Below are 24,872 nucleotides of genomic sequence, written 5' to 3' on the forward strand. Positions count from 1 at the left end.
ACGCCCTCCCGTCCCGACGCCATGAACCCGCCTGCGCCCACGGCGGCCGCGGCCACCCCGCACGCCGCCGGGACCATGACCAACACCGCGGCGCGCGGACGGGATACGGACCCGGACCCGTATAACTCCCGTACAGGACCGAGTCGCAGCGGCACGTCGTCGTACCTGCCGCCGGTGGGTGGGAGGACGCGCGGGGCCGCTCAGGAGTGCGCCAAGAGGCGTTCGTACTCCGTCAGCAAGGTGCGGACGGTCCCGGGGCCGGCCGGGCGCAGGGGCGGGCGGACCGGGCCGGCGGGCAGGGCGAGGGCGGTCAGGAGGGCCTTGGCGGTGACCGTGCCGGGCAGGCCGGAGGCCATCATCGCCTCGATGAGCGGGGTCAGGCGCTGCTGGGCGCGGGCGGCCCCCGCGGTGTCGCCCGCGTCGAAGGCGTCCAGGACGGCGCGGACGTGGCGGGGCGCGGCGTTCGCGACCGTGCTGACGCAGCCGGCGCCGCCGACCGCGTACAGGGCGAGGTTGTGCTCGTCGCAGCCCGCGTAGTACGCGAGGCCGGTGCGGGCGAGGACCTGCTGTGCGCCGAGGAAGTCGTGGGAGCAGTCCTTGACGCCGACGATCCGCGGGTGCCCGGCGAGGCGGAGCACGGTCTCCGGCTCGATGCGGACGCCGGTGCGGGCGGGGATGTCGTAGAGGAGCAGGGGCAGTCCGCAGCCGTCGGCGACCTGACGGAAGTGCGCCTCGATCGCGTCCTGCGGGGGCCTGCTGTAGTACGGCGCGACCACCAGCAGGCCGTCCGCGCCCGCCTTCTCGGCCGCGCGGGCCAGTTGCACGGTGTGCGGGGTGTCGAAGGTGCCGACGCCCGCCAGCAGCGCGGCCCGGTCGCCGACCGCCTCGCGGACGGCCTCGACGAGCGCGGACTTCTCCGCGTCCGACGTGGTGGGCGCCTCGCCCGTGGTGCCGGACAGGACCAGGCCCTCGCAGCCCTCGGCGACCAGGTGGGCGGCGAGCCGCCGGGCGCCGTCCAGGTCCAGCGCGCCGGAGGCGGTGAACGGGGTGACCATCGCGCACAGCACGCGGCCGAAGGGCGGGGAGGCGGCGGGTGTCGTCGTCATGGAGGGCAGTTTCGGATGTGATGAGATGGAAGGTCTACTTAAATATTCTGCGGATTACTGTTCAGCGTTGCTGATGGTTTCGTGGAGGGGCGGCGGCAAGGCGGTCGAGGCGCTGATGCCAAATCCCCCCTCGGTGGGTCACCATGGCAGAACGGTCACCGAACCGCCCCGAGGGAGGCGCCATGAAGCTCGGCAAGGCACTGGCCACCGGAGTCGCTGAGGAGCAGCCGCGGGCGTACGAGGAGGAGGGCGACCAGCCCGTCGAGGCGCGCGAGCCCGAGGTGGCCGTGCCCGAAGAGGTCCCGGCCGCACGATGAGGCTGCGGCTGCCGGCGGAACGCCCGGCGCAGCCGCCGACCGGTTACAAGATCGCCCACCCGGTGCTGTCCCAGGACGGCACCCGGGCCGGGTTCGTCGGCGTGTCGCTGGGCGGCACGCTGCCGTACGGCGTGCTCGCCGAGGCGTCCTGCGTCTACGGCCGGCGCCACCGGCCGCCCGCCCGCCTGTGCGACTGCGGCTTCCACAGCGTGCACGACCGGGCGGCGGCCGAGGCGCTGCTCACCACGGCCGAGCACCGGTACGCCGTCCTGCTGGAGGTGTCCGTCCTCGGCGCCTACCTGCGCTTCGAACGCGGCTTCCGCTCCGCCCGTCAGCGGGTGCGCACCGCCGTCGTCGGCCCCTGCGCCTGCGGTGCCCCCGCCGCGGCCCTCGCCGACGCGGGCTGGGGCCGACCCGGCTGGCTCGCCCTGTCCGCCGCGTGCGCGGGCTGCGTGCGCGGCCGCAGGTCCGTCACGCTCGCCGGTTTCGCCCGGCTGGCCGGTGAGGGGCTGCGGGTGGTGGCCCGCGAGGGCACGGCACCGGGAGCCGCCGCGGGTCCGGGTCTGCCCGAGGGGCTCGGGGTGCCCGAACTCGTCGCGGAGGCCGCGCTGCTGCAGGCCCGCCTCGACTGGTTGCAGAGTCAGTTGGCCCGGCTCGGCCGACGCGGCCAGGGGCCCGGCGCGGCGGCCGGGGAGCAGGGGCGGCGCGCGGAGCGGGAGGAGCCCGGAGAGCAGGGATAGCGGGCGGCCGGTGCGGGGTACCCGGGTGTTTCCGTGGACGAGAGGAGGCGGGACACCGTGACCGGGACCCTGGATGCGAAACCGGTGCACGACGAGCACCGCTCGGTGGGTGAGCTCGTCGGACGGGCCACCGAACAGCTCTCCCGGCTGGTGCGGCAGGAAGTGGCCCTGGCCAAGGAGGAGCTGACCGAGAAGGGACGGCGCGCGGGACGCGGCGGCGGGCTGCTCGGCGCGGCCGGCGCGATCGCCTACATCGGTCTCTTCGGCCTGTCCGCCGCGGCGGCCGCCGCCCTCTCGCTGGCGCTGCCCGTGTGGGCCGCGGTGCTGATCGTGACGGCCGTGCTGTTCGTGATCGCGGCCATTCTGGCCGCCGCCGGCCGGGCTCAGCTGCGCCGCGCGACGCCACCCAAGCCCGAGCGGACGCTCGGCAGCGTCAAGGCCGATGTCGAAGAGATCAGGGAAAGGGCTCACCACCGATGACGGACGCGACGAGCGGGGGCACGCCCCCCGAGGCCGGCGGGGCCAAGGCCGGCGGGGCCAAGGGCCCCGACGAACTGCGCCGCCAGATCGAGCAGACCAGGCACCAGCTCGGCGACACCGTCGAGCAACTGGCGGCCAAGGCCGATGTGAAGGGCCGGGCCCGGGCCCGGGCCGCGGATCTGCGGGACAAGGCCGGCGCCATGACGGTGCAACTGCGCAGCAGCGCCGTCCACGCCGGGCAGGCCGTCCAGTCCGAGCTGCGCCGTCCCTCCTCCCGCCCGATGCTGGCCGCCGGTGCGGCCGGAGCGGCGGCCGTGGTGGCGGCGGAGATGTGGATGCGCCGGCACGAGGGACGGTAGGACGGCGCCGAGGGCGGATCGGCGCGAACGGGTCGGCGCGAACAGGTCGGCGCGAACAGGTCAGGGGGTGCGGGGATCTTCTCCCCGCACCCCCTCGCCGTGCCCGCGGCCGGGAACCGGTGACCGGGGGGCCGGTACGGACTTGACTTCAATCTTGGTTGAAGTTGAAGGGTGGTGAGTGCACGCACCGGTCGCCACCCGGCGCCGCACCGGTCGCCATTCTGCGCCGCACCGGTTGCGGTACCGGTCGTCGCACCGGTCGCCCACCACGATCCCTGGAGGACGGCATGACCCGTCGTACCGACGCCCACCCGGACCTCGCCGACCCCCGGGTGGGGGCTCCCTTCTTCAGCACCTGGCGCGTGGGCACGCCGCTGCGCCAGCGGCAGACGGTGGAGGCCGTGGCCGCCGCCTGGGAGCGGCGGCCGTGGCCGGCCGACGGCCTGCTGTCGTACCACCTCTACACCGGCCATGACGCCACCACCCTGCTGCACTACTCGCAGTGGACGGACGAGGAGGCCTACGAGGCCTTCGTGAAGACGCGGCGGCAGGAGCGCATCGACGAGATCGACACCGCGGTGCCGGGGATCGAGCGGCTCGGGCTCGGCCGGTACCGCCGCTACCGCGGCGGCCGCCGGGACGGGCGCGTCCCGGGCTGCGTCGTGATCGTCGACATCGAGTTCGAGGGGCCCGACCCGCGGCGGCAGCGCGCCTGGGTCGACGCGGTCCTCGAGGCGCTGGAGCACGACCCGCACCCGCATCCGGGCGGCATCGGCGCCCACTTCCACCTCAGCACCGACGGCACCCGGGTCCTCAACTACGCCGAGTGGGAGAGCGCCCAGGCGCACATCGAGGCGATGGCCGGGCCCGGACCGGGCATCGGGTCGCCCGGCGCGCTGTGGGAGCGGGTGCAGACCTGGCCCGGGCTGCGGAGCACCACGGTCAGCCGCTACGACCACGCGGTGGGCCTCCTGCCCGGGTGATCCGGGTCTCCTGCCCGGGTGATCCGGGCGGCCCGGCGACCCGATGCCCGGTTCGGGCAGCCCGGCGGCCCGGGTGATCCTGGGCCTGGGCCGACCCGGGGGATCCGAGGTCCGGGCGGCCCGGGTGAACGTGAGGCGGGGCCGGCCGGTTCCGGTGCCGGCCGGCCCCGCCCTCGGTCCCGCCGCGCTACGGGTGGAACCGCAGCACCTGCGGGTCGTGGTCGCTGATCTGGTCGTGGAACTCGGCGTTGATGTGCACGCTGTCGTAGTCGAGGTCGCAGCCGCGCCGGATCGCCGGGCTGACCAGGATCTGGTCCAGGACCTGGCTGTTGCCCTGGTAGTCGTAGGTGTACCGCTCGCTCCTGGGCAGCGACTTGATCGCCGACCACAGCTCGCCGTCGCCCTCGAGGATCTGCGCGGTGCCGGAGAACTCGAAGTCGTTGAAGTCGCCGAGCGCGACGATGTCGGCGTTCTTCTGCACGTCGAGGATGCTCTTGACGAACGTGTTCACCTCGGCGGCCTGCAGGTGCCGCTGCGTCTCCGAGCTGCGCGTGGGCGGCTGGTACTGCGAGGTCAGGCCCTGGTCGCCGCCCTTGGAGGCGAAGTGGTTGGCGATCACGAAGACCGTGCGGCCGCGGAAGACGAACTCGCCCACCAGCGGCTTGCGGCTGGACTTCCACGCGTCACTGGCGGGGTCGATGCGGCCGGGGGAGACGGTCAGCGCCGCCCTGCCGTGCTCCTCGGTGACGCCGACGGCGGTGGTGGCGTCGCCGCCGGGCCGGTCGGTGAAGGAGACCCGCTCGGGGTTGAAGAGGAACACCTGGCGGATGTTGCCGCCGGGCTCGCCGCCGTCCTGGTCGTCGACCGGGTCGATGGAGCGCCAGTCGTACCTCGGGCCGCCGGCCGCGACGATCGCGTCGATCAGCTCGGTCACGGTCCGGCTCGCGTCGACCGTGCCGTCGTCGGTGGCGCCGCTGTTGTCCTGGATCTCCTCCAGGGAGACGATGTCGGGCGACTTCAGGTTGTTCACGATCGCGGAGGCGTGTGCGGCGAAGGTGCCGTCGGACGGGTCGAGGTTCTCGACGTTGTACGTCGCCACGGCCAGCTCGCCGTGGTGCTGCCGGCGCGTCGACTCCCGCTGCAGGCCGCCGCTCTCCAGGGTGCCGAGCTTGCCGGCGACCAGGGTGTAGCCGCCGTACTGGTTGTAGTCGAGCGGGCCGGTGGTGGTGCCGGCCAGGGTGTCGCCGACGTTCGCGACGGGGAAGCCGGCGGCGGGGCCGAGGGACTGGATCTGCAGCCGGCCGGTGTTCTGCCAGGCGTAGGAGCCGTAGAGGGTGCCGCCGCGGCGGGTCGGGTGCTCGTGCGGCTTCACCGTGACCCACAGCTCGGCGTACGCGTCGGTGGCGCCGACCACGCGGGCGTCGGCGACCTGGACGTTCATGCCCTCCAGGGACTCGTAGTAGTCCAGGGCGTAGGTCCGCGGCCGCAGCGTCAGGCCGTTGACCGAGCCGTTCGCCGCGGGGTCGCCGGCCGGGGCGTAGGCGTCCGGTACGGAGTCGGCGTCGACGACGACGGGCGCCGGCACCGCGTTGCCGCCGGAGACGACGGTCACCGTCGGCCTGGTGATCTCCGTCAGGGACTGGTTGCCACTGGAGGTGCCGCCCGGCACGTACTCCGAGACGGTGCCGGAGACGGTGACCGCGTCGCCGACGGCCACCTTCGGGGTGGAGCCGGTGAAGACGAACACGCCCTCGCTGGTGGCCGGATCGGCGTCCGGGCTCGGGTCCTGCATCCAGAACCCTCTGGAGGAGCCGTAGGTGCGCACGCCGGTGACGACGCCGGCCACGTCCGTGACCGCCTTCCCGGCGTACGGCGATATGCGGGTCGTGCCCTGGATGTCGTGGATGCGTACGGCCGCCGCGTGCGCGGGCGAGGTCAGGACGATCGTGGAGGCCGCGGAGCAGACCGCGGCGACGGTGAGCGCGGCGAGCCGCGTGGAGGACGTGCTCGGCAAGGGATTCCCTCCGGGGACGTGGCAGTGCGTCGGGACGAGGGTGGAGCGTCGGACGGGCGCGGGCGCGACCGGTGGGGGGGGTGGCGGCGCGCGGAGAAGTCGGTGAACGGTCGTGCACGATTTCTACGCGCGTCAATTTCCAGCCTGGCCGCGCCTGTTGTCAAGGTTTCGGCCATGGACATCGCCCGACGGGGAGATGAACCGGGCGGCATCGGGGGAAACCCGTCTAGGCTGAACGCCGGATACGCGGACACCCGGATACCCGGATACACAGCACCCCCGGCGTGTCCGCCGTCGTACGGCCGTCACCCCGTCCAGGAGAACTTCGCCGATGCCAGACAGCTCCTCCCTGCCGCCGGTCCGGCTGCCCTCCGAGGCCGAGCTGGCGCGGGACGCGCTCACCGCCCCGCTGCTCTCGCGCGCCGCCCGGCTGGCCCGCTGGGCCGGGCCGCGGACGCGGGTGGACGCCGACGGGGCGCTGGTGGCCGAGCAGCTGCCGGCCGCCGCCGAGGCGCTCGGGCTGGGCGCGGACGACACGGAACCGGCGGGCGAAGCCTGGCGGATCGCGCTCGCCGCCGGACTCGTGGAGATCGCCGACGGCGAAGCGGGCACCGTCACGGCGGGCCCGGACGTGGCGCTGCTGACCGGCGGCTCCCCGCGGGACGTCCTCCGCGTGTGGCGCGGCGTGCTGGAGACCGCCCTCGCCGGCGCCGCCGCCCCCGGCGACGGCCCGGGCGGAGCCGGGCGGAACACCGCCGGGGCGAGGTTCCTCGACGACGTGCTCGGCAGCCTCTACCTGCTCACCGCCGACGCGGAGGACGGCCCCGTGCCGCTGCCCGCGCTCGCCGCGTCCGTGATCGTGCCCGACGGCGCCGGCCGGCCCACCAACGACATGCTGGAGCGGGTCTCCGAGGCCCTGGTCCGGCTCGACGGGCAGTTCCGCGCCCTGGCGCCGACCGGCCTCGTGGAGTACCGGCCGGTCGACGAGGCGCTGCTGGCCGGGGACGCCCCCGAGGAACCGCCCGGCCCGATCGACGCGGCGGACGTCGCCCGCTACGGCATGGTGCGCCTCACCCCGCTCGGCCGGTACGGCCTGCGGGCGCGGCTGCTGGCGGCCGGCCGGAACGCCCCCGCCGTCGGCGACCTCGCCGGCAAGGGCGCCGACGCGCTGCTGGACGGCATCGCCGGCTTCCCGCCCGCGGCCGCCCGGGCCGAGACCGAGCAGTGGCTGGCCCTCCGTCAACCCCTTGATGCAGCCCGCGAGTTGCTCGCCGCCTCGCGCGGCGCCGACCCCGGCGCACCGCTGCGCCGGCTGCGCTGCCAGCAGGCCCTCGCCCTCCTCGGGGAGGCGGCCGAACCCGCGCTGCGCGAGGTCCTCGACGACGCCGAACTCGGCGGACTGGCCCGGGTCTGGCTGGCCGAGCGCGGCGCGGCCGACGTGCCGCCCCCGTCGCAGGACCTGGTGTTCTGGCTCACCGTCGACACCGTGGCCGCGCAGCTCGCCGCCGAGGACGACTCCGGCGAACTGCGCTTCCTCGTCGAGGCGTTGGCCGAACGGCACGACGACTTCTTCACCGGCGCCTGGCGGGTGGACCACCCCGCCACCGCCGAGGTGCTGGAGGCGATGGGACGCCTGCACCCGGACCGGAAGGTCGCCAAGGAGGCCCGCAGGGCGGCGTTCAAGGCGCGCTCGCAGCAAGGGGGTTGACGGGCTTACGGGTCTACGGACCTACGGGTCCAAGGACTTACGGGTCTACGGCCTGCAGGTCTACGGGCTTTCAGGCGGTGCGGCCGCGGCAGACGGTCACGGCGCCCGGGGCGGCGCGGTCGCGGCAGGGGGCGCGACGTCCGGGGCCGCGCGAGCGCGGCAGGTCAGGACGGCGGGCGAAGACAGCAGGCCAGGACGGCAGGCGAGCACAGCAGGTCAGGGCAGCCGTCGGGGACGGCGTCCGAGGGGTGCGCCCGAGGGGTGCGCCCGGCGCGGGACCGCCACCCGTCCCCACGGGACCCGCGAGGCGCCCGACCGGCCGACTTTGCCCGGTCGTGGGGTCTGCTTGGGGCTTTCCTGGGGAACAATGGGCGGGTTCATGGAAGCGGGTCCGATGGCGTCGCCCGCCGTTCAGCCCTTGTTCACACGTGGGCGCGACGGTGTCGCCGACCCGAGGTCGCCACCCTCCACGGCACTCCCACCGTCACAGGAGACACCATGTCGCTCACTCGCAGGGACTTCGCCAGAACCTCCGTGCTCACCGGCGCCGGGGTCGCCCTGGCGGGCAGCGTCGGCGCCCTCGCCACCGCACCCAACGCCCTGGCGGCCGCGGACACCGACGCCGGCGGGGACGCTGCGGCGCACGGCCACGGCGTCGGCTACGGCCCCCTCCTGCCCGACCCGGACGGCATCCTCGCCCTCCCGGCCGGTTTCTCCTACGAGATCATCACCTACAGCGGCAGGACCAGGCTGGAGTCCGGCGAGTACACGCCGTCCCACCACGACGGCACCGCCACCTTCGACGGCCCCCGCGGCACCACCCTGCTCGTCAACAACCACGAACTGAAGGGCCCGCGCGCCAACTGGACGTACCCCGTGCCGCTCACCGAGGGCCTGGTCTACGACCCCGCGGCCTCCGGCGGCTGCACCGTGGTCGAGGTCCGCCCCGGCGGCCGGGTCGCCGAGTGGGTCGGCATCGCCGGCACCTCCACCAACTGCGCCGGCGGCCGCACCCCGTGGGGCACGTGGCTCACCTGCGAGGAGACCGAGGACAAGGCCGGCGTCAACGGCATGACCAAGGACCACGGCTACGTCTTCGAGGTCGACCCCGCCGACCGCCGCGCCAACCGCGACCCCAAGCCCGTCAAGGCGCTGGGCCGGTACGCCCACGAGGCCGTCGTCGTCGACCCCAAGCGCGGGCACCTCTACCTCACCGAGGACGCCTCCGGTCCCAACGGCCTGCTCTACCGCTGGACCCCGCCGGCCGGCTTCCGTCACGGCCGCGGCAGGCTGCGCACCCTCGCCGACGACGCGGGTGTCCTGCAGGCCTTCAAGTGCTTCGACTCCGGCGGCAGGTTCGTCGACGACCTCTCCCGCGCCACGAGGATCGGCACGGTGTACGGCGTCGACTGGGTCGACGTCCCCGACCGCGACGCGAAGACGGTCTCGGTGCGCAAGCAGTTCACCGACGGGCAGGTCACCCGCGCCCGCAAGCTGGAGGGTATGTGGTGGGGCGACGGCGGCGCCTACATCGTGTCCTCCTACGCCCGCGAGGAGAGCCCCGTCCAGCACGACGGCCAGGTCTGGTTCTACGACCCCCGGCGCCGCACCCTCACGCTGAAGGTCCTGCTCGGCGTCAACCCCGACCCGGCGAAGGACGGTGCCTTCGACGGCCCCGACAACATCACCGTCTCTCCCTACGGCGGTCTCGTCATCGCCGAGGACGGGGAGGGCGTGCAGCACCTCTTCGGCGCCACCGAGAGCGGCCGCACCTACCCCATCGCCCGCAACGAGCTGAACATCGGCACCACGGAGAAGCCGGAGTACAGCGAGTTCACCGGCGTCACCTTCTCGCCCGACGGCCGTGTCCTGTTCGCCAACATCCAGGAGCCGGGCATCATGCTGGCGATCACCGGGCCCTGGAAGCGGCAGAAGGGATAGCCGGCCCCGCCGGCAGCGACGCCCCCTCCCGCAGGGGAGCCGCTGCCGGCGCGCCCGCCCCGCGGGACGCGCGGGGCGCTTAGAGCTCCGAACAAAAAGGGCGCCCGGCTCGCGACGCCTGGCACGCACTCCCCCAAGGTCTTCGACCAGGGGGGACCCCCAGCCGCGTTGCCGAAACGCCCACGTGGCTCCGCCACGAGGGCGCTCCGGCGCCTTGCGATCGCACGCACCAGACGCCGCGAGCTGATCGGACTCCCTTTTTGTTCGGAGCTCTTAGAGCGCCTGGGCCGCGGGCTTGACCATGTTCCGTACCGTGCGGGCGTGGACGAAGTCGCCCATGGCCGTCATCTCCCACTCCCCGGAGTACTGCCGGATCAGCTTGGCCATCATCACGCCGGTCTCCGCCTCGGCGTGGGTGAGGTCGAAGCGGACCAGCTCCTCGCCGGTGGCGGCGTCCAGCAGGCGGCAGTAGGCCTTGGCGACCTCGGTGAACTTCTGGCCGGAGAAGGAGTTCACCGTGAAGACCAGGCCGGTGACCTCCTGCGGCAGCCGGCCCAGGTCCACGGTGATCACCTCGTCGTCGCCGCTGCCCTCGCCGGTGAGGTTGTCGCCGGAGTGGCGGATCGCGCCGCCCAGGATGGTCAGCTTGCCGAAGTAGCAGCTGTCGATGTGGTCGCGCCGCGGGCCGAAGGCGATGACGGAGGCGTCCAGGTCGATGTCCCGGCCGCGGTACGCCGGCTCCCAGCCGAGGCCCATCTGCACCTGGGAGAGCAGTGGGCGGCCGCCCTTGACGAGGGAGACGGTCTGGTTCTTCCGCAGACTGACGCGGCCCTTGTCGAGGTTGATCTTCCCGGTGTCCGCGGGCCGGGCGGGAGCCGGCGGCGCGGACACCGCCGGGGTGGGCGGGACGGCCGGCTGCGGGGGAGCGGTCGGCTGCGGGGAAGCGGCGGGCTGCGGAGGAGTGACCGGCTGCGGAGGAGTGACCGGCTGCGGGGCGGCCGGGGCGGGCTCCTCCACGGTCACGCCGAAGTCGGTCGCGATGCCGGCCAGTCCGTTGGCGTACCCCTGGCCGACCGCGCGGGCCTTCCACTGGCCGCCCCGCCGGTAGATCTCCATGACCACCAGGGCCGTCTCGCTGCCGAGCTGCGGGGGCGTGAAGGTGGCCAGCACCGAACCGTCGTCGGCGTCGCGCAGGGTGGCCGTCGGTTCGATGCCCCGGAAGGTCTGCCCCGCGGCGTCCGGGCTGGCGGTGACGACGATCTTCTCGATGCCGGACGGGACGGCCGCGGTGTCGACCGTGATCGCGTCCGGGGCGGCGCCGCCGCCCGGGCGGTAGGTCACACCCGGGGCCGCGGGCTGGTTGTAGAAGACGAAGTCGTCGTCGGAACGCACCTTGCCGTCGGCGGTGAGCAGCAGGCCCGACACGTCGAGCCGCACCGGGGCGGCGACGTCCACCGTCACGCGCACGGCGGTAAGAGGGATGTTCGAGCCAGGGGTCATAGCGGTCATGCCCCGAGAACGAACGACTCCCCTTTACCGTTCCCTTACCCACCGCCGGCCGGGGGACCGGGTCACGGCACCACGACGATCTTCCGTCCCACCCCCGCCGCGAACTGGGCCAGCGCGTCGGGGTACTGCTCCAGCGGCAGGCGGTGGCTGATGAACACGTCCGGGTCGAGCACGCCGTTGGCGAAGAGCTCGGCGGCGCGCTCGTAGCTGTGCAGGACGGCCATGGAGCCGGTGATGGTGATCTCCTGGTTGTAGATGCGGTACGGGTCGATGGTGACCCGGGTCGCGTAGTCGGCCACGCCGAACTGGAGGAACGTGCCGGCCTTGGCCACCCGCTCCAGGCCGTCCTGGATGGCGGCGGCGTTGCCCGTGGCGTCGATGACGACGTCCCAGCCCTCGGGCCGGTCCAGCTCGTCCGCATTGCCCGCGGTCCGCGACACGCCGAGCTGCTCGGCGGTCTCCAGGCGGGCGGGGTTGATGTCCACGACGTCGACGCTCGCCGCGCCGGTCCGCTTGGCCAGCTCCAGCATCATCAGGCCCATCGTCCCGGAGCCGTAGATCAGGACGTGCGCGCCGAGCCGGGACTGCAGGACGTCGTAGCCGCGCACCGCGCACGACAGCGGCTCGATCAGGGCCGCGTCCTGGGTGCGGACATGCTCGGGCAGCTTGACGCAGTTGGCGACCGGGGCGAGGGCGTAGCGGGCCGCGCCGCCCGCCGTCGTCACGCCGATGCCGCCCCAGCGCTCGCACAGGTTGCCGTGGCCGGTGCGGCAGTAGCGGCACTCGTGGCAGTGCAGGGAGGGGTCGACGGCCACCTGGTCGCCGACCGCGACCTCGGTGACCTGGGTGCCGACGGCGACGACCTCGCCCGCGAACTCGTGCCCGGGCACGAGCGGCAGCTTGGGCGCGAACTCGCCCTGGAGGATGTGCAGGTCGGTGCCGCACAGCCCGCAGGCGGCGACTTCGACGACGACCTCGCGCGGCCCTGGCGTCGGGTCCGGGACCTCGGTGACGACGGCACGTCCCACGGACTCGATGACGGCGGCCTTCATTTCACGGCTCCCAACGACAGGCCCTGGACGAGTTTGTCCTGGGCGGCGAACCCCGCGGCGAGCACCGGCAGGGAGATGACGAGCGACGCGGCGCTCACCTTGGCCAGGAACAGGCCCTGACTGGTGATGAAGCCGGTCAGGAAGACCGGGGCGGTCTCGGCGACGACCCCGGTGAGGACCCGGGCGAAGAGCAGTTCGTTCCAGCTGAAGATGAAGCAGATCAGCGAGGTGGCGGCGATGCCGGGCAGGGCGATCGGGGCGACCACCCGGGCCAGGATCGTCGGCAGGCGGGCGCCGTCGATCTGCGCGGCCTCGATGATCGCGACCGGGACCTCGGAGAGGAAGGACTGCATCATCCACACCGCGATCGGCAGGTTCATGGCGGTGTAGAGGACGACCAGCGTCCAGACGTTGTCGAGCAGGCCGGCGTTCTTGGCGAAGAGGTAGATCGGCAGCAGGCCGGCCACCATCGGCAGCATCTTGGTGGACAGGAAGAAGAACAGCACGTCCGTCCACTTCTTCACCGGCCGGATGGACAGCGCGTACGCGGCGGGCAGCGCCAGCAGCAGCGTCAGCAGCGTGGAGGCCAGCGAGGCGGTCACCGAGTTGATCAGTGCGGGCCAGGGGCTCGCGCCGCCGCCCGCGCCGAAGAACTCGCGGTAGCTGTCCAGGGTGAGCGGGGCGGCCAGGGAGGGCGGGTTGGTGGCCGCGTCCGCCTCGGAGTGGAAGGAGGTCAGGGCCATCCAGGCCAGGGGCAGTACGAAGAGGATCCCCGCCAGCCAGGCCACCAGGCCCAGACCGGCTCCCCGCAGACGGGGACGGGGGCGGGTGCGTACGGCGACGCCGCTCATGCGCGGGACACCTCCTCCCGGAACAGGGACGACACGACGCGCAGCGCGAAGGTCGCGAGGATGATCGAACCGATGACGACGAGGACGCCGGCCGCGGAGGCGAGCCCGTTCTCGTGCGCCTGGTAGAAGGTCTGGTAGATGGTGTACGGCAGGTTCGCGGTGCCCAGGCCGCCGGAGGTGATCGTGTACACCGCGTCGAAGTTCTGCACGATGTAGATCGAGCCGAGCAGCACGCCCAGTTCGAGGTAGCGGCGCAGGTGCGGCAGGGTGAGGTGGACGAACACCTGCCAGTCGCTCGCGCCGTCCATCCGGGCCGCCTCGACCAGTTCGGGGTCGCGGCTCTGCAGTCCGGCCAGCAGGATCAGCATCATGAACGGGGTCCACTGCCAGATCAGCGAGGCCTCGACCGCCGCGAGGGGCATGTCGGAGATCCAGTCCGGCTGGGGCGCCCCGTTTCCGCCGAGCCAGTGCAGGACGCCGTTGAACAGGCCGTACTCGGGGTTGTACAGCACGTGCTTCCACAGCAGGGCGGAGGCGATGGGCACCAGCAGGAAGGGGGCGATGAGCAGGGTGCGCACGGCGGCCCGGCCCCGGAAGCGGCGGTCCAGCAGGAGGGCCAGCAGCAGCCCGAGCAGCAGGCTGACGAGCACCACGGTGACGGTGAGCAGGACGGTCGTCCACACCGACTTGCGCAGCTCGGGCGTGCTGAGGACCTCGGAGTAGTTGGCGAAGCCCGCGAAGTGGCGGTCGTCCGGGTACAGCGCGTTCCAGTCGAAGAACGAGATCGCCAGGGTCGCCACGAACGGAAGCTGCGTCACGGCGATCATGAAGACCAGCGCGGGCAGCAGCGGGGCCCGGGTGGCCCACGCGCGCATACGGTTCGGCCGCCGGGCCGCCGACCGCGCGGAGGCGGCGGCGACCCGGGTGGGGGGAGCGGTGACGGTCATGATCCCTGGTACTTCTTTCCGACGGCCTCGGCGAGCTTCTGCGACTTCTGCAGCGCGCTGTCCACGGACTGCCGGCCGGCGATGGCGGAGCTGATCTCCTGGGAGACCTTGGTGCCCAGGTCGGTGAACTCGGGGATGCCGACGAACTGGATGCCGGGCGCGGGCCGCGGCTGCACACCGGGGTCCTCGGGCTTGGCGCCGGCGATGGCGGCCCGGGTGACGTCGGCGAAGGCGCCGGCCTCCTTGCGGTACTCCGGGATGTCGTAGGTGGAGGAGCGCTTGCCGGCCGGCACGTTGGCCCAGCCCGCGGTCTTGCCGACGAGCTTCTCGTAGCCCTTGCCGGAGGCCCAGGAGATGAACTTCCAGGCGTCGTCGGGGTGCTTGGACGCCTTCTGGACGCCCCAGGCCCAGGTGTAGAGCCAGCCGGAGCTCTGGGTCTTCTCGACCGGGGCCGGGACGTAGCCGATCTTGCCCTTGACCGGGGAGCCGGGGGCCTCCAGGGAGCCGGCGCCGGCCGTGGCGTCGTACCACATGGCCGTCTTGCCCTGCGTCATGTTGTTCAGGCACTCGGCGTAGCCGGACTGGGCGGCGCCGGACTCGCCGTGCTTACGGACCAGGTCGACGTAGAACTTCGTGGCCTCCTTGAACTCCTTGGAGGTGAGCCGCGCGTTCCAGCCCTTGTCGAACCAGGTGCCGCCGAAGGTGTTGACGACCGTGGTCAGCGGCGCCATCACCTCGCCCCAGCCGGGCAGGCCGCGCAGGCAGATGCCCTTCATGCCGGGCTGGGCGCCGTCCACCTTGGCGGCCAGGGCGGCGACCTGCTTCCAGGTGGGCTTGGCCGGCATGGTCACGCCCGCCTTGGCGAAGACGTCCTTGCGGTACATCAGGAAGGACGACTCGCCGTAGAAGGGCTCGCCGTAGAGCTTGCCGTCGCCGGCGGTGAGGGCCTGCGTCATCGGGCGCAGGACGTCGGCCTGGTCGAAGGCGGTGTCCTTCTTGACGTAGGAGTCCAGGGGGTGCAGCCAGCCGTTCTTGGCGTAGATCGGGATCTCGTAGTTGCTGAGGGTGGCGACGTCGTACTGCCCGGCCTGGTTGGCGAAGTCCTGGCTGATCTTGTCCCGGACGTCGTTCTCCGGCAGGACGGTGAAGTTCACCTTGATCCCGGTGTCCTTGGTGAAGTGGGCGGCGGTCAGCTTCTGCAGCTCCACCATCTGCGGGTTGTTCACCATCAGGACGTTGATGGAGTGGCCGCCGGACGATCCGGACCCGCCGGCACCCGAACAGGCGGCGAGGAAGGGAGTGAGCAGCGTCCCTGCGGCGGCCACGGCGATCAGGGTCCGTGGCGCCCGTCGGCTCTGGGTTCGCATGGGGTACTCCTTGGCATATATCCGTACATGCGTGGTGACAAGGGAGGGGGGAGGGGCGGTGTCCTCCGGGGCGCCGCGAATGCGTCGTCCGGGCGCTGGTGATCCGGATGCTCCGGATGCCTGTGTGCTTGTGCGTTTGTGTGCTTGCGTCAGACGCGGATGACCTGCGGTCCCAGCAGGGTGTAGCGGTGGGCCTCGGCGGCGGGCAGCAGCGTGCTCGTCACGATCGCCTCCAGCGCGCCGACCTCGGCGAACCGGCAGAAGCTGACCGCTCCGAACTTGGTGTGCACGCCCACGAAGACGGTGCGCCGCGCGGCGCGCACGGCCTGCGCCTTGACCTCGCTGACCGCGGGGTCGGGCGTGGTCAGGCCGTACTCGCGGGAGATGCCGTTGGCGCCGATGTAGGCGAGGTCGATCACGAACCCGGAGAGCATCTTCGACGTCCAGTGGTCGACGGTGGCCAGTGTGCCGGAGCGGACCCGGCCGCCGAGCAGCAGGACGGTGGTGTTCTCCGCCTCGGCGAGCGCGCCGGCGACCGGCAGGGAAGCGGTGACCACGGTCAGCGGCCGGTCCTTGGGCAGTGCCTCGGCGATGAGCTGCGGGGTGAAACCCTCGTCGATGAACACGGTTTCGGCGTCCGAGACCAGCTCGGCCGCGGCGGCCGCGATCCGGCGCTTCTCGGGGACGTGGCTGGTGGAGCGGAAGGCGAGCGTCGTCTCGAAGCCGGCGCTCTCCACGGGGTAGGCGCCGCCGTGCGTGCGGCGCACCAGCCCGTGGTCCTCCAGCGTGCGCAGGTCGCGCCGCACGGTCTCCTTGGCCACACCGAGGAGTGCGGCGAGCTCGGCGACGTCGACCGAGCCGGCGCGGCGCGCCACCCGCACGATCTCCCGCTGCCGTTCCTCCGCTGTCCTGGCCGCCATTGGCCGACACCGCCTCCCGTGCCCGTGCTGCGTTGCCCGTTCGGGCCCGGTGGGGCCCGTGGAGGAAGTTCTACAGCGGGCACGCGGCGCTGACCAGGCTTGTTGCCGATCCGTTCCTGCCCGTTCCTGCCCGCTTCGACCGGCCGGTGCCCGTGGCGGACCTGCGCCGCTGCAGGTGGGCCGGTGGGAGCGGGCACGGCGGATGCCCGAAAAGGGGGGCGGGCGGGCCCGTTTGGCGCCCGCCCGCCCCCTGGACGTCGGTTTCCGGCCGCGTCGCGGCGGTCCGCCGGTCCCCTCCGGCCGCGCCGGTTTTGTACTGGTTTCGCGCCGGTGTCGGCGCCGTGCCGTGCCGGTGTCGTGCCGGGGCCGTGCCGTGCCGTGTCGGTTCTGTGCCGGTGCCGGTCAGTGCGGCCAGATCGGCGGGTCGGTGACGAAGTGGCCGCCCAGGCAGGCGTGCGCCGGGTCGTCCGGGTCGAGCTCGCCCTGCTCGGCGATCAGCTGCGCGGCGTACGGCTCGGAGTCGTCCCGCGGCTCGTAGCCCAGCGCCCGCGCGGTGGACAGGTCCCACCACAGGCGGGTGTTGGCGGAGGAGCCGTAGACCACCGTGTGGCCGACGTCCGGCGCGGTCAGGGCGGCGTGGAAGAGGCGGGCGCCGTCGGCGGGGCTCAGCCACAGCGACAGCATCCGCACGCTGGTCGGCTCCGGGAAGCAGGAGCCGATGCGCACCGAGACGGTCTCGATGCCGTGCTTGTCCCAGTACAGCTGCGCCAGGTCCTCGCCGAAGGACTTCGACAGGCCGTAGAAGGTGTCCGGGCGGCGCGGGGTGTCGACCGGGATCAGCGGGTCGCCGTCCCGCGGGCGCGGGGTGCAGCCGACGGCGTGGTTGGAGGAGGCGAACACGATCCGCCGCACGCCCTTCTCGCGGGCCGCCTCGTACAGGTGGTACGTCCCCTCGATGTTGGCCTTGAGGATCTTCTCGAACGGGGCTTCCAGGGAGATGCCCGCGAGGTGGATGATCGCGTCGACGCCGCGCACCGCCTCGCGCAGCGCGTCGAGGTCGGCGAGGTCCGCGGTGATCGCGTCCGGCTCGCCCTCGACGGGCCGCACGTCGAGCAGGCGCAGCGTGTAGCCGTACTCGGGCAGCAGGCCGCGCATCAGGGTGCCGAGCCCGCCGGCGGCTCCGGTGAGCAGAACGGTGCGGGGAGCGGGCATCGGTGGCTCTCCTTGGTCGTCGGGGGCCGCCAGGGCCTCGGGGCCGTCGGGGCCTCGGAGTCGTCGGAGCCTCGGGACCGTCGGAACCGCCGAGACCGAGGGCCGCATACGCGGACGGCATTCACAAGCGTGGACACGCTACGGAGTCGTGGCGTCACGCGTCAAGAGTCGTGATCCGGCGTGAATCCGCTGGTACGGCGGGGGTTGGTGCGCTTGACCGGCCGCGCGGCGGCGCCTTAGCGTGGGATCGTTCAGAAACATAGACACAGATCATCATAGGGAACCGGGAGCGCCCGTGACGCCAGCCCCTCTCGCCGCCCGCCTCCGCGTCCCGAGCGGGCCGCTGTTCTTCCCGGTCACCGCCTACGGCCCCGACGGCTCCGTCGCTCTCGACACCTACCGCACCCACGTGCGGCAGGGCGTCGAGGCGGGCGCGGCCGCGGTGTTCGCGTGCTGCGGCACCGGGGAGTTCCACGCGCTCACGCCCGAGGAGTACCAGGCGTGCGTGCGCGCCGCCGTCGAGGCGGCCGGGGGGCGCGTGCCGGTGGTGGCGGGCGCCGGATACGGCACCGCTCTCGCCGTGCGCTACGCGCGGCTGGCCGAGGCGGCCGGCGCCGACGGGCTGCTCGTCATGCCGCCCTACCTCGTCGTCGCCCCGCAGGAGGGCCTGCTGCGGCACTACCGCGACCTCGCCGCCGCGACCCCTCTGCCGGTGATCGTCTACCAGCGCGACAACGCCGTCCTCACCCCGCGGACGGCGGTCGAGCTGGCCCGCACCGACGGCGTCGTCGGCCTCAAGGACGGCCTCGGCGACCTGGACCTGATGCAGCGCATCGTCAGCGCCGTGCGCACCGAGGCCCCCGGCGACTTCCTCTACTTCAACGGCCTGCCCACCGCCGAGCAGACCCAGCTCGCCTACCGCGCCGTCGGCGTCCCCCTGTACTCCTCCGCCGTCTTCTGCTTCGTCCCCGAACTCGCCCTCGCCTTCCACCAAGCCCTCGAACACGGCGACGACGCGACCGTGCGCCGGCTCCTGGACGGCTTCTACCGGCCGTTCGCCGAACTGCGCTCCCGGGGCCGCGGCTACGCCGTCTCCCTGGTCAAGGCGGGCGTACGGCTGCGCGGCCTGGACGTGGGGGAGGTGCGGCCGCCGCTGCACGAGCCGGACGAGGACCACGTCAAGCAGCTCGCGCGGCTCATCGAGCGGGGGCACGCGCTGCTGGAGGAGGGCCGGTGAAGGCGTCCGCGTTCGTCTACCCCTGGGACGTCAACGGCGACCCGGACGCGCCCGGGTGGATCGCGCGCCTCGGTGTCGAGCAGGTCACGCTCGCCGCCGCCTACCACTCCACTCGCGCCCTCACCCCGCGCCACCCCCGCCACCGGATTGTCACCGCCGAGCACGCCGCCGTGCTCTACCCGCCGGACGGCCGCTGGGCCGGCCGCCCGCTGCGCCCCCACCCGGCCGGCGACTGGGCGCCCGGCGACGCCTGGGGCGAGGCCGCCGCCGCGCCGGCCGGGGCCGGCCTGGAGGTGCACACGTGGGTGGTCCTCGCCCACAACTCCCGCCTGGGCGCCGAGCACCCGGACACCTCTGTGGTCAACGCCTACGGGGACCGCTACCCGTGGGCGCCGTGCATCGCTCAGCCCGCCACGCGCGCCTACCTGACCGGCCTGGCGGCGGAGGCCGCGGTACGGCCCGGGGCGCGCGGCACGGAGCTGGAGTCCCTCGGCTGGTACGGCCTCGCCCAGCTGCACGCGCACGACAAGACGGCCGGGGTCGGCCTGGGCGACGTGGGCCAGTACCTGATGTCCCTGTGCTTCTGCCCCGCCTGCCGGGCGGGCTACGGCGAGGAGGGCCTGGACGCCGACGAGCCGGCGTCCGCCGTCCGCGCCGCCCTGGAACCGCTCTGGCGGGGCGCCATCCTGGAACCGCTCTGGCGGGGCGCCGCCCGCGACGGCGGCTGGAGCGGCGTGGAGAAGCTGCTCGGCGAGACGCGGGCGAACGCCACGCGCGCCTGGCGCGACCGGGTGGCCCGCTCCCTGCAGCAGGAGGCGGTCGCCGCCGTCCGCGCCGCCGCCCCCGACGGCTTCCAGGTCCTGCTGCACGCCGACCCGGTGTCGTACCACTGCGGCGCCAACGCCGGCGTCGACCCGGCGCACATCCTCTCCGTCGCCGACGGCGTGGTCGTCCCCTGCACGGGCGGCGCGGGCCTGCTCACCCCCTTCGCACAGCAGCGGCGCGCGGGCGCCGTGCTCGCCGCCCACCTCACCGTCGTCGCCGGCCTGGGCGGCCGCCCGGCCGCCCTCGCCGCCGACGCCGCCCGGGCCCGCGACCTCGGGGCCACCGAACTGCGGCTGTATCACGCCGGGTTGGCGTCAGACGCGGACCTGGAGGCGGTACGGGAGGCGCCGGCCGGGCGCTGACGCAGCAGCAGCGGCGTCAGCAGCAGCGCGGCCCCCAGGGCGGGCAGCAGCCACCGCGGGCCGAGGAGTTCCACCAGCCCGGCACCCGCCGCCAGCCCGACCACGTTCGGCACGAAGACGAGCGTGGTCGCGGTGGCGGCGGCCCGCCCCCGCAACCGGTCGGGGGCCGCGTGCTGGACGGCGGTGAACGCGGCGACCAGCACGCAGGGCAGCCCGGCGCCGATCAGCGCGCTGCCCGCCAGGGCCACCGCGTCCGACGGCACCGCCCGCGCGGCCACCGCCACCCCGGTCAGCGCGATCCCGCAGGCCGCGAACCGCCGCTCGCCCAGCCGGCGCAGGGCCGGCCCCGCCGCCACCCCGGCCGCCACCGACCCGGCGCCCTGCACCGCGTACAGCACACCGGCGTACGCGGGCGCGTGCCCCAGGCCGTCCACCACCGCGTAGACCAGCGCGCCGTTCACCCCGGCCCACAGCATCGTCGCGCCGCCGGCCAGCACCAGCGGCCGCAGCCGCGCGTGCCCCCACAGGTACCGGACGCCCTCGGCCGCGCGGGGCCGGTCCCCGGCCGCCCGCACGGCGGGCTCGCGCACGCGCAGCAGCGCGTACAGCCCCGCCGCCGCGACGAACGTCCCCGCGTCCAGCAGCGCCACACCCGCCCCGCCGTACGCCGTGTACAGGCCCGCTCCCGCCAGCGGCGCCAGCAGCTTCATGCCCTCGGTGGCGGTGGTGCGCAGCCCGTTGAGGTCGCCCAGCAGCGCCGGATCGACGGCCGCGGCGACCAGCGCCGACTGGGCCGCGTCATGCACGACGCCCGCGGCGCCGTACACGAGCAGCACCCCGTACACCACCCACACCCGCCCCGGCGCGTCGACGGCGAGCAGCGCGCACAGCAGCACGGCCAGCCCCAGGTTGACGCCCACCAGCAGCGGCCTGCGCCGCACCCGGTCGGCCACCGTGCCCAGCGCCGGACCGGCGAGGACCGGCGCCCACATCGCCACCAGGCACAGCGCGGCCCGCCCGTCCGACCCGGTCAGCTCCCGCACCCACACCCCGGACGCCAGCCACAGCGCCGACGTCCCGAACCCGGACACCACCGTCGCCGTCAGGCACAGGCGCGCGTTGCGGTCCCGCAGGACACGGGTCAGGGGCCGGTTCCCCCTCGTCATGGTCGTCATGGTCGTCATGACGGGTGAGGGTGGGGCTAAGGCGGCCGGGTGCGGATCGGGCGGATGCCCTAGGAATCCAGGTAACCCTGGGAAGACGCGCGCGCGGGCGATGAGTCCGGGCGCCGGCATCGGTCCACCTTCTGACAGCGCCACCCCGAGGAGGACCGATGACCCACCACCCCACCCCTGTCGACCTCGGCCCGCAGGCCCGGGTCGTCGCGCGGCTCGCGGAGGGCGTCCGGGACGAGCAGCTCGCCGGCGCCACCCCCTGCCCGGGCTACGCCGTGCGGAACCTGCTGGGGCACCTGCTGCACCTCTCCACCGCCTTCCGGGACGCGGGCCGCAGGGCGTTCGGGCCCACGACCGACACCGCGCCGGACGCAGCCGTGCCCGACGTCGGGCCCGGGTGGCGAAAGGAGCTGCCCGAGGTGCTCGACGAGCTCGCGGACGCCTGGCGCGATCCGGCCGCCTGGACCGGCGCGACCCGGGCGGGCGGCATCGACATGCCGGGAGCCGTGACCGGGAGCGTCGCCGTCGACGAACTGGTGATCCACGGCTGGGACCTGGCGCGGGCGACCGGGCAGGCCTACGACCCCGACCCGGCCGCGCTGCGGGCGTCGTACGACTTCCTCGCCGCCGCGGCCGCCGACCCGGCGCGGGGCGAGGGGAGCGGGATCTTCGGCCCGGTCGTGCCGGTGCCCGCCGACGCCCCGCTGCTGGACCGCGCGCTCGGACTGAGCGGACGGGACCCGCGCTGGACACCGTGAGCGCGGGTCCCGAGTCCTACGCCGGGTGACCCTGCCCCTGCCCCGCCCCGGGACGGCACCTCCCCCTGTGAGGCGAAACCGCCACCACCGCCACCGGAGCGGCCATGGACCGGACTTGAAGGGGAGGGCGTGGGACCCGCCGTCCGGGCGGACTTGGTATCGATCGGGCAACGGGTCTCGCACCCCGGGCGCGACGCGCGTAGAAACCTGTCATGCATAAGCCATTGCGTCTCGCGGCCCTCGCCGCCACGTGTGCCCTCGCCGGCGCCGCCCTCTACGGCGCCGGCGCCGCGACCGCCGACCAGAAGACGGCGAACTCCACGCACGAGCCCTACAACATCGGGCTGCTCACCAAGGACATCGACACCTACTACGGCACCACCCTGGACGCCGACGGCGTCTACCAGGCCTCGCCGGACAGCCCCTACGCCCACGACCTCGCCGCCATCGACGCGGCCGCCGAGCGTTACCTCGACAGGGCGGCCCGCAAGGCGCGCCACAAGGGCGAGAAGCCGGCCGTCGTCTTCGACATCGACGACACGCTGCTGCTCAGCCTCGACTACGAGAAGAAGAACAACTACAGCTACAACAGCGCCACTTGGGCCGCCTACGTCAACAAGGCCGACCGGCCGGCGGTCTTCGGTAGCCCGGAGCTCGTGCGGTACGCGGAGAAGAAGGGCGTCGAGGTCTTCTACAACTCCGGGCTGAGCGAGGCGCAGCGCGCGGCGGCCGTGGAGAACCTGAAGAAGGTCGGCGCCGACGTGAACCTCGACCCCGCCCACATGTTCCTCAAGGACAAGGACCACCCGCCGTCCTACCTGAGCGGCTGCGCCACGCCGGGCACCTGGACCTGCACGACGGTGCAGTACAAGTCCGGCACCCGCAAGCACATCGAGGACGACTTGGGGTACGAGATCATCGCCAACTTCGGCGACCAGTACTCCGACCTCGACGGCGGTTACGCCGACCGGACGTACAAGCTGCCCAACCCGACGTACTTCGTCAGCTGACCTCTCTCCCGTCCGGGCAGGCGGCGGGCAACCGCCGGTGCTCGGCCCCCGTCACCGGCAGCACCGTGCCGTGGCGGGGGCCGCCGGGTCGTCCGCGACGTCCGGCTCACCGGTCAACCTCACCGGTCAACCTCACCGGTCAACAGGCGGGCGAGGCGGGCCGGTTCGGCGTAGTGGCGCTCGAAGAAGGCGTGGAACTCACCGGAGGCGGCGGCGTCGACGACTGTCCCCACGGGCGGTCTCTCCTCGCGGCGGCTCGGCCGGCGCCCCACAGCCGTGCGCCGGGACGAGGTCCGGAACCGCGGCAGTCGTTCGTACGGGTCGTCGAACACCGTATGGCATGCCGAATGCCGCGTATCCGATTCCGTAACACGCGGAAAACCCTGAAGCGGGTCCGGCGGGGGAACAATCCAGCCAACATCCGCACCCGAGCACCAGACACCCGAGCACCAGGCACTCGAGGAGCACCCGCCATGTCCGACCTGAAAAGACCGACCGACCGGCCAGGTGCCACGACGCCGGCGGTGAACGGCGTCGACCGCTTCTTCCGCATCTCCGCGCGGGGATCCACCTTCGGCCGGGAGATACGCGGCGGATTCGCCACCTTCTTCACCATGGCCTACATCCTCGTCCTGAACCCCATCATCCTCGGCGGCGCGAAGGACAAGTTCGGCCATCAGCTCGACACCGGCCAACTCGTCACCGCCACCGCTTTGGTGGCGTGTGTGATGACGGTCGCGATGGGCGTGGGCGGCAACCTGCCGCTGGCCATCGCCGCCGGCCTCGGCCTCAACGCCGTCGTCGCCTTCCAGCTGGCGCCGCTGATGAGCTGGGCCGACGCCATGGGCCTGGTGGTGATCGAGGGCGTGGTGATCTGCGTGCTGGTGGTCACCGGTCTGCGCGAGGCCGTCATGAACGCCATCCCGCAGGCGCTGAAGCAGGCCATCGGCGTGGGCATCGGCCTGTTCATCGCGTTCATCGGCTTCGTCGACGCCGGGTTCGTCAGCCGCATCCCGGACGCGGCGCACACCACGGTGCCGGTGCAACTGGGCGCCTCCGGCACGCTGAGCGGGTGGCCGGTGCTCGTGTTCTGCCTCGGCGTGCTGCTGACGATCGGCCTGCTGGCACGGCGGGTCAAGGGCGCGATCCTGATCAGCATCGTGGTGATGACGGCCGTCGCGATCGTCGTCGACGCCGTCGCCGACGTCGAAAGCTGGGGCCTGACCACCCCCAAGGTGCCGGACGAGCTGGTCGCCGCCCCCGACTTCGGACTGGTCGGCCACTTCAGCCTGTTCGGGGCGTTCGGCGAGACGGGCGCGCTCACCGTCGTGCTGCTGGTGTTCACGCTGATCCTGTCGGACTTCTTCGACGCGATGGGCACCATCGTCGGCATCAGCGCCGAGGCCGGACTGCTCGACGAGCAGGGCCGGGTGCCCGGCATCGGGCGGGTGCTGTTCATCGACGGCGCCGCCGCCATCGCCGGCGGAGCGGCCTCCGCCTCCTCCAACACCGCCTACATCGAGTCCGCGGCCGGTGTCGGCGAGGGCGCCCGCACCGGCTTCGCCAACCTGGTCACCGGCGGCCTGTTCGCCCTCGCCCTCTTCCTCTCCCCGCTGCTGACCATCGTCCCGCTGCAGGCGGCCGCCCCCGCGCTGATCGCGGTCGGCTTCCTGATGATGACCCACGTCCGGCACATCGACTGGGACCGCTACGACATCGCGATCCCGGCCTTCCTCACCATCACCGCCATGCCGTTCACGTACTCGATCACCAACGGCATCGGCGTCGGCTTCCTCTCCTACGTCCTGATCAAGACGGTCCTGGGCCGGGCGAGGGAGGTGCACTGGCTGCTGTGGGGCGTGTCGGCGCTGTTCGTCGTGTACTTCGCGATCGATCCGATCGAGCAGCTCCTCGGCGTGAAGTAGCCGGGCCGGGGGAGTGAGGGGCCGCCCCTGGGGGGGAGGAGGGGCGGCCCCACCTGACAGACGGCCTGCGGACG

At 73.4% G+C, this 24,872-nt stretch carries 22 protein-coding genes and 1 pseudogene; 12 read left to right on the top strand and 11 right to left on the bottom strand.

The features are described from left to right. Positions 1–200: 200 nt before the first annotated feature. Positions 201–1,106 carry a 4-hydroxy-tetrahydrodipicolinate synthase gene (dapA, locus tag IE225_RS30295; RefSeq protein WP_190060852.1) on the bottom strand — a complete coding sequence of 302 codons (906 nt, stop codon included), beginning with the start codon at positions 1,104–1,106 and terminating at the stop codon, positions 201–203. A 182-nt stretch (positions 1,107–1,288) separates the two neighbouring features. Here dapA and IE225_RS33840 point away from each other — a divergent pair, with 182 nt between their 5' ends. From IE225_RS33840 to IE225_RS30315, 5 genes are all read left to right on the top strand, one after another. Further along, on the top strand, positions 1,289–1,423 hold the full coding sequence (locus tag IE225_RS33840) for a hypothetical protein (protein ID WP_268250023.1): 135 nt from the start codon (positions 1,289–1,291) through the stop codon (positions 1,421–1,423). Next, positions 1,420–2,163, top strand: coding sequence for a hypothetical protein (locus IE225_RS30300; RefSeq protein ID WP_229880171.1), 744 nt, complete (start codon positions 1,420–1,422; stop codon positions 2,161–2,163). Before IE225_RS33840 ends, IE225_RS30300 begins: the two co-directional genes overlap by 4 nt. 57 nt (positions 2,164–2,220) lie before the next feature. Beyond that, complete coding sequence (locus IE225_RS30305) at positions 2,221–2,643, top strand: phage holin family protein (protein WP_190060853.1); 423 nt, start codon at positions 2,221–2,223, stop codon at positions 2,641–2,643. Further along, entirely contained in the window at positions 2,640–3,002 is a 363-nt protein-coding gene (locus IE225_RS30310; RefSeq protein WP_190060854.1) for a DUF3618 domain-containing protein, read from the top strand. Before IE225_RS30305 ends, IE225_RS30310 begins: the two co-directional genes overlap by 4 nt. 287 nt (positions 3,003–3,289) lie before the next feature. Next, positions 3,290–3,985 (top strand): antibiotic biosynthesis monooxygenase, encoded by a 696-nt coding sequence (locus IE225_RS30315; protein WP_190060855.1) that lies wholly within the window; start codon positions 3,290–3,292, stop codon positions 3,983–3,985. Between the two features lie 187 nt (positions 3,986–4,172). Here IE225_RS30315 and IE225_RS30320 read toward each other — a convergent pair whose 3' ends face one another. Beyond that, on the bottom strand, positions 4,173–5,999 hold the full coding sequence (locus IE225_RS30320; protein WP_190060856.1) for a DUF8508 domain-containing protein: 1,827 nt from the start codon (positions 5,997–5,999) through the stop codon (positions 4,173–4,175). Positions 6,000–6,330: 331 nt separating this feature from the next. Here IE225_RS30320 and IE225_RS30325 point away from each other — a divergent pair, with 331 nt between their 5' ends. Both IE225_RS30325 and IE225_RS30330 read left to right on the top strand, forming a co-directional pair. Beyond that, a complete protein-coding gene (locus IE225_RS30325) occupies positions 6,331–7,707 on the top strand; it encodes a hypothetical protein (RefSeq protein ID WP_190060857.1) in 1,377 nt (458 codons plus the stop codon). 498 nt (positions 7,708–8,205) lie between these two features. Then, a complete protein-coding gene (locus IE225_RS30330; RefSeq protein ID WP_190060858.1) occupies positions 8,206–9,648 on the top strand; it encodes an alkaline phosphatase PhoX in 1,443 nt (480 codons plus the stop codon). Between the two features lie 273 nt (positions 9,649–9,921). Here IE225_RS30330 and IE225_RS30335 read toward each other — a convergent pair whose 3' ends face one another. The 7 genes from IE225_RS30335 to IE225_RS30365 all read right to left on the bottom strand — a co-directional run bounded on the left by IE225_RS30335 (position 9,922) and on the right by IE225_RS30365 (position 17,506). Next, a complete protein-coding gene (locus IE225_RS30335) occupies positions 9,922–11,148 on the bottom strand; it encodes a TerD family protein (RefSeq protein ID WP_190060879.1) in 1,227 nt (408 codons plus the stop codon). Positions 11,149–11,219: 71 nt separating this feature from the next. After that, a complete protein-coding gene (locus IE225_RS30340) occupies positions 11,220–12,209 on the bottom strand; it encodes a zinc-dependent alcohol dehydrogenase family protein (RefSeq protein WP_190060859.1) in 990 nt (329 codons plus the stop codon). Next, complete coding sequence (locus tag IE225_RS30345; RefSeq protein WP_190060860.1) at positions 12,206–13,060, bottom strand: carbohydrate ABC transporter permease; 855 nt, start codon at positions 13,058–13,060, stop codon at positions 12,206–12,208. Before IE225_RS30345 ends, IE225_RS30340 begins: the two co-directional genes overlap by 4 nt. Continuing rightward, positions 13,057–14,007 (bottom strand): carbohydrate ABC transporter permease, encoded by a 951-nt coding sequence (locus IE225_RS30350; protein ID WP_190060861.1) that lies wholly within the window; start codon positions 14,005–14,007, stop codon positions 13,057–13,059. The genes IE225_RS30345 and IE225_RS30350 overlap by 4 nt, the downstream gene beginning before the upstream one ends. After that, positions 14,004–15,374, bottom strand: a complete 1,371-nt coding sequence (locus tag IE225_RS30355) for an ABC transporter substrate-binding protein (protein WP_190060862.1) — start codon at positions 15,372–15,374, stop codon at positions 14,004–14,006. The genes IE225_RS30350 and IE225_RS30355 overlap by 4 nt, the downstream gene beginning before the upstream one ends. A gap of 149 nt (positions 15,375–15,523) precedes the next feature. Then, entirely contained in the window at positions 15,524–16,294 is a 771-nt protein-coding gene (locus IE225_RS30360) for a DeoR/GlpR family DNA-binding transcription regulator (RefSeq protein ID WP_190060863.1), read from the bottom strand. 402 nt (positions 16,295–16,696) lie between these two features. Further along, positions 16,697–17,506: an NAD-dependent epimerase/dehydratase family protein gene (locus tag IE225_RS30365; RefSeq protein WP_190060864.1), complete on the bottom strand. Its 810-nt coding sequence runs from the start codon at positions 17,504–17,506 to the stop codon at positions 16,697–16,699. A 295-nt stretch (positions 17,507–17,801) separates the two neighbouring features. Between IE225_RS30365 and IE225_RS30370 the strand changes: the two genes are divergently transcribed. Further along, the gene (locus IE225_RS30370) at positions 17,802–18,743 is read left to right on the top strand and encodes a 5-dehydro-4-deoxyglucarate dehydratase (RefSeq protein WP_190060865.1); all 942 of its coding nucleotides are present in this window, start codon (positions 17,802–17,804) and stop codon (positions 18,741–18,743) included. Beyond that, complete coding sequence (locus IE225_RS30375; RefSeq protein WP_190060866.1) at positions 18,740–19,930, top strand: hypothetical protein; 1,191 nt, start codon at positions 18,740–18,742, stop codon at positions 19,928–19,930. Before IE225_RS30370 ends, IE225_RS30375 begins: the two co-directional genes overlap by 4 nt. On the opposite strand, the gene IE225_RS30380 is transcribed toward IE225_RS30375, so the two are convergent. Continuing rightward, on the bottom strand, positions 19,867–21,114 hold the full coding sequence (locus IE225_RS30380; protein WP_190060867.1) for an MFS transporter: 1,248 nt from the start codon (positions 21,112–21,114) through the stop codon (positions 19,867–19,869). The two genes, IE225_RS30375 and IE225_RS30380, sit on opposite strands and share 64 nt — an antisense overlap. A 149-nt stretch (positions 21,115–21,263) precedes the next feature. Between IE225_RS30380 and IE225_RS30385 the strand changes: the two genes are divergently transcribed. Next, positions 21,264–21,863: a TIGR03086 family metal-binding protein gene (locus tag IE225_RS30385; protein ID WP_190060868.1), complete on the top strand. Its 600-nt coding sequence runs from the start codon at positions 21,264–21,266 to the stop codon at positions 21,861–21,863. Between the two features lie 212 nt (positions 21,864–22,075). After that, complete coding sequence (locus IE225_RS30390) at positions 22,076–22,873, top strand: HAD family acid phosphatase (protein ID WP_190060869.1); 798 nt, start codon at positions 22,076–22,078, stop codon at positions 22,871–22,873. A 125-nt stretch (positions 22,874–22,998) separates the two neighbouring features. Here IE225_RS30390 and IE225_RS30395 read toward each other — a convergent pair. Further along, positions 22,999–23,106 (bottom strand): annotated as a pseudogene (locus IE225_RS30395) (SigE family RNA polymerase sigma factor); the annotation flags it as partial. Positions 23,107–23,346: 240 nt separating this feature from the next. Between IE225_RS30395 and IE225_RS30400 the strand changes: the two are divergent. Next, the gene (locus IE225_RS30400; protein WP_190060870.1) at positions 23,347–24,798 is read left to right on the top strand and encodes an NCS2 family permease; all 1,452 of its coding nucleotides are present in this window, start codon (positions 23,347–23,349) and stop codon (positions 24,796–24,798) included. Positions 24,799–24,872: the final 74 nt, after the last annotated feature.

Source organism: Streptomyces echinoruber (assembly GCF_014651135.1).
GTDB lineage: Bacteria > Actinomycetota > Actinomycetes > Streptomycetales > Streptomycetaceae > Streptomyces > Streptomyces echinoruber.